Source organism: Flavobacterium sp., from assembly GCF_044373165.1.
Classification (GTDB): Bacteria; Bacteroidota; Bacteroidia; order Flavobacteriales; family Flavobacteriaceae; genus Flavobacterium.
In genome coordinates this window covers 1-4,645 of record NZ_JBILQL010000117.1, presented here as the reverse complement: position 1 = coordinate 4,645, position 4,645 = coordinate 1, and the positions used below count along the sequence as shown (strand labels likewise).

The window sequence follows — 4,645 nt, the reverse complement described above, 5'->3', positions numbered from 1 at the left end:
TTTGTACTCCATCAAAAGCATCAAAGACGATAATGTTTTCAATACTATAGAACAGGATAACTACAGCTTTTTTTCACGTTTGCATCAAAAGTGTTTGGAATTGTTAGAGCAAATTGAATACGATTTGACTTCGCTTGACAGTGCTTCCAATTTTTATTTTTCGGCTCAAAACCAAAAGATGAATCAGGTGATGAAAACCTTGACCGTAGTTTCCGTGTTTTTTATGCCGTTGACTTTTATAGTTGGTATTTACGGTATGAACTTCGACAACATGCCTGAACTTCATTGGAAATACGGCTACTTTATGGTCTTAGGTTTTATGTTTTTTTTGCTGTTGGGAATGATTTACTATTTTAAAAAGAAAAAGTGGTATTAAGCTTTTTTGGGTTTTAAAATTGCTTTCAAATACAACAAGCCAATTATAGCTGCAACTAAGGACGAAACTAAAATCATGATTTTAGCATTGTCAATATGTTCGCTGTCGGAGAAGGCGAGTAGTGTAATAAAGATAGACATGGTAAACCCAATACCACCCAAAAAGCTAACCCCTAAAACAGATTTCCAGTTTAAATCGCCGGGTAACCGACTGATCTTTAGTTTTACTGCTAAGTAACTGAACAATAAAATCCCGAAAGGTTTTCCAACCACTAATCCTAAGGCTATTCCTAAAGTATAGTGATGGCTTAAGGCGTAATGCCAATCGGAGTTCAGCACTATGGCAGTGTTGGCCAAAGCAAAAAGCGGCAGAATTACAAACGCAACCGGTTTGTGAAGAAAATGTTGTAAAATATAGGAAGTTGATTTTTCATTTCCGTTGCCAAATGGAATAGCAAAGGCTAACAACACTCCGGTAATTGTGGCATGTACTCCTGAATTTAACATAAAGTACCACATGATCACACCGCTTGCCAGGTATGGAATAAGGTTTCTGACTTTGAGCCGATTCAAGACCAATAAAAATACAAATATGCCTAACGCTATCATAAGGTTTGAGACAACCAAACCTTTGGAATAGAATATTGCAATAATTAAAATAGCGCCTAAATCATCAATAACGGCTAAAGCGGTTAAGAATACTTTTAAAGAAACCGGAACGCGATTGCCTAGTAGAGAGAGTATTCCCAAAGCAAATGCAATATCGGTAGCCATAGGAATTCCGGCTCCCGATTGGGTATCGGTTCCGTAGTTCAGGAATAAGTATAATCCGGCCGGAATAAACATCCCACCAATAGCAGCAAATATGGGTAATAAAGCATTTTTGAGATTAGACAATTCTCCGGCATAAATTTCTCTCTCCAATTCCAAACCAATCAGCAAAAAGAAGATGGTCATTAATCCGTCGTTAATCCAGTGTTCAAAGGAATGCTGTCCGATTTGATAATGCCAAATGTTTAAGTATTGTTCCCCCAAAATAGAATTGGTCAATAACAGTGAAAGTAGTGTACAAGCAATTAGTACAAATCCGCCGGCTCTTTCACTTTCAAAAAAGTCTTTAAATAGTTTGGTAATTTTCATATTTCAAAGATAAAAAAAAGCACCCGTTTTGGGTGCTTTTTCTATAGGTAAGAATCGTGATTATAAATTCGTGATTATAAATTCACTTCTTCTGTTTAATTGGTGATCTTCTTCGCTACATGGAACGCCATCGGCACATTTGTTAACCAATTCGGTTTCCCCTAATCCTTCAGAAGTTAAACGATCGGCAGCGATACCATTTTTGATTAACCAATCTCTGGTAGATTTCGCTCTTCTGTCAGACAACTTACTGTTGTAAGCATGAGAAGCACGGCTATCGGTATGTGAGCGAATGTTGATTTTCATTGTTGGATTTTGGTTCAACACATCTAATAATTTAGCTAAGTCAACGGCAGCATCCGGACGGATATTCCATTTGTCTAAATCAAAGTAGATGATGTTGATTTTGAAACAATCGGCCAAGTCGTCACCAATTTTTACGCGACAAGTTTTGGTTTTAAGTTCAATATTCAATTCGGTTTTTCCTGATTCAGAACCTATGATTACGGCTGACTCTTTAGTTTCATAATCTTCCAATGAAGCATTAACATAGTATTTGGTTCCACATTCTACTTCGGTGAATTCGTATTTACCTTGGGCATCAGAAACAGTTTCTTTTAGCTTGTTGAACTTCTCATCAAACAGCACTAATTTGGTATTAGGCAATACTGCTTTAGTGTCTTCGTCGGTGATTACCCCGTGTAATATTTGATCACAGAAAATAGGTTTTGTTTCCAAAAATTTGTAGATATCATCACTTCCTTGTCCGCCATCACGATTTGAACTTAAGAAACCTCTTTTGGTTTTAGTGTTAATAATAAATCCAAAATCGTCTTTAGAACTGTTTCCTTCTTCACCTATATTTAACGGAGCTTTAAACTTACCGTTGTCTTTAGGAATTCTGGTAACAAAAATGTCCAAACCACCTAATCCGGGTTGACCGTCAGAAGCGAAGTACAATTCATCATCGTTAGAAATGAAAGGGTAAGTTTCTCTTCCTTCAGTATTGATAGTGTTTCCTAAATTTTCCGGTGTTCCGAAGCTTCCGTCTTCGTTAATTTTTACTCTGAATAAGTCAGATAGGCCATGAGTTCCGGGCATGTCTGAAGCAAAGTATAACGTTTTTTCATCCGGAGATAGGGCAGGGTGTGCCGTTTGATAACTGTCACTGTTAAATGGAAGCGCAGTAATGTTGATCCATTTTCCTTCAGCATCTAAATTAGCTTTATAGATTTTAAGTAAAGTTACTTTATTGGCATCAAAACCTCTTCCGTCTAAGTAGTTGTTACGAGTAAAATATACAGTCTTTCCGTCTTTAGAAAACGCCGGAGTATCTTCGTGGTATTTGGTATTGATTTTTTTACCAAATTTATCTACACCGGTTAATGAACCATCTTCGCTTAAAGCCGAACTGTATAAGTTTGTAAAATACTGACCAGTCCAAGTGTGAATTCTTTTGGAGAAGTTACCGGTATCACGAGCAGAAGTAAAGATTACTTTCTCGCCCATGTAGGCCGGACCATAGTCAGAGTATTTAGAGTTGATTCCGGCGTTCTCAATTTTGTAACGACCTGAATTCTTTTTAATAACAGCTAAATAGTCTTTGTTTTTATTAAAAAGATCTTCTCTGCTGTCATTGCCGCTTTTCTCTCCAAATTTAGCCATCATAGCATCAGATTTGGTATAATCTTTAACCGCTCTTAAAGTTTGGGCAAAGCGATAATAAAACTCCGGTTCTTGTTCGGTGTTAGTTGAGTAAAGTTCATCATACCATTTGTTAGCCTTCTCTAATTCGGCATTAAAATAGTAGGCATTACCAATCTTAAGCAACATATCGGGTGATTTGTATCCCTTTTCATAAATACGTTCATAAGTTTTAATGGCATCAATATAGGCGTATTTGTCATACTCCTTATTTCCCTTTACTTCTTTTTTCCCAACTTGTGAATAACTGCTAAATGCAGTAAAAGTCAATAGTACTAAGTATATAATTTTATTTTTCATAATCGTTGTGTTATTAGAAGAATCTAGGTGATACCAATTTACTTACTCTGTTGAATAATTCAAAACGTAAGAATACCTCATGTGAACCCGTATTAAAATTTCTCAATTGGGTAGTTTCTCTATCATAACTGTAACCGACGAATAAACCGTCAGTAACTTGGAATCCGGCTAAAGCACTCACAGCAGCATCCCAACGGTAAGCAGCGCCCAACATCAATTTGTCAAAGAATAAGAAATTGGCTGAAGCATCTACTTGTAACGGAGAACCGGTTACTAATTTAGTTAAGAATGCGGGTTTAAATTTAACAGAAGGTGAAATGTCAAATACATAACCTCCGATAGCATAAAAGTTCATTCTTTCTTGAAAAACGGCAACCTCATTATCATTGTACTTTGAGTCTTGTAAAAAGTTAGGGACAGATAATCCAAAGTACATTTTATCAGAGTGTAAATAAATACCGGCACCAAAGTTAGGCGAAAATTCATTGTCAAAATTTTGTAAGTTCGGATCACCGGCATCTGCTGGGTTCAAACGATTCACATCTAAATTGAATAAATTTCCTGAGGCTTTAATACCAAATGACAACTTAAACTCTTCAGAAGTTTGTATTGTATAAGATAAATCAGCCGAAATGGTATTATCACTCGTAGGTCCGATTTTATCATTTACAAATGAAACACCTAAGCCTAAGTTACTATCGTTTATAGGAGTATTTATAGAAAACGCATTAGTTGTTGGCGCTCCGTCTAAACCTACCCATTGGGTACGGTGTAGACCGAATATGCTCATAACTCCTCTAGATCCCGCATAAGCCGGATTGATATTGATGGTGTTATACATGTATTGGGTATACTGAGCGTCCTGCTGTGCAAAACCAGTGTAACACGTTAACATCAAAGCGAAAATTAAAATTTTTGTTCTCATATTTTCTTTATTTATCCTGAGGGTTTTTACACCCTCAGGAGTTAGTAGGTTTATCTGGTTAAGTATAAGTATCCGTCTCTGGTTTCTCTAGTTCCTTCAGTAGTTGTCCACTCAATGATATAGAAGTAAGTACCAGTTGGCAATTCTTCAGATTTGCTGATAGTTGCTCTTCCTTCAGAGATTCCCTCAAATCTACGGGTA

The 4,645-nt window shown here is 36.6% G+C and carries 5 protein-coding genes; 1 reads left to right on the top strand and 4 read right to left on the bottom strand.

Translation table 11 applies throughout. The annotated features are described in order from the left end of the window. A partial coding sequence (locus ACIQ32_RS11255) for a CorA family divalent cation transporter (protein WP_396195785.1) occupies positions 1-376 on the top strand: 376 nt, incomplete at its 5' end. On the opposite strand, the gene nhaA is transcribed toward ACIQ32_RS11255, so the two are convergent. From nhaA to ACIQ32_RS11235, 4 genes are read right to left on the bottom strand one after another with little or no spacing between them, the layout of a single operon-like run. Next, complete coding sequence (nhaA, locus tag ACIQ32_RS11250; protein WP_396195784.1) at positions 373-1,515, bottom strand: Na+/H+ antiporter NhaA; 1,143 nt, start codon at positions 1,513-1,515, stop codon at positions 373-375. The genes ACIQ32_RS11255 and nhaA overlap by 4 nt on opposite strands. 60 nt (positions 1,516-1,575) lie before the next feature. Further along, on the bottom strand, positions 1,576-3,519 hold the full coding sequence (locus ACIQ32_RS11245; RefSeq protein ID WP_396195783.1) for an OmpA family protein: 1,944 nt from the start codon (positions 3,517-3,519) through the stop codon (positions 1,576-1,578). 13 nt (positions 3,520-3,532) lie between these two features. Further along, positions 3,533-4,444, bottom strand: coding sequence for a type IX secretion system membrane protein PorP/SprF (locus ACIQ32_RS11240; RefSeq protein ID WP_396195782.1), 912 nt, complete (start codon positions 4,442-4,444; stop codon positions 3,533-3,535). A 50-nt stretch (positions 4,445-4,494) separates the two neighbouring features. Beyond that, positions 4,495-4,626: a gliding motility-associated C-terminal domain-containing protein gene (locus tag ACIQ32_RS11235; RefSeq protein WP_396195786.1), complete on the bottom strand. Its 132-nt coding sequence runs from the start codon at positions 4,624-4,626 to the stop codon at positions 4,495-4,497. Between the last annotated feature and the right edge of the window lie 19 nt (positions 4,627-4,645).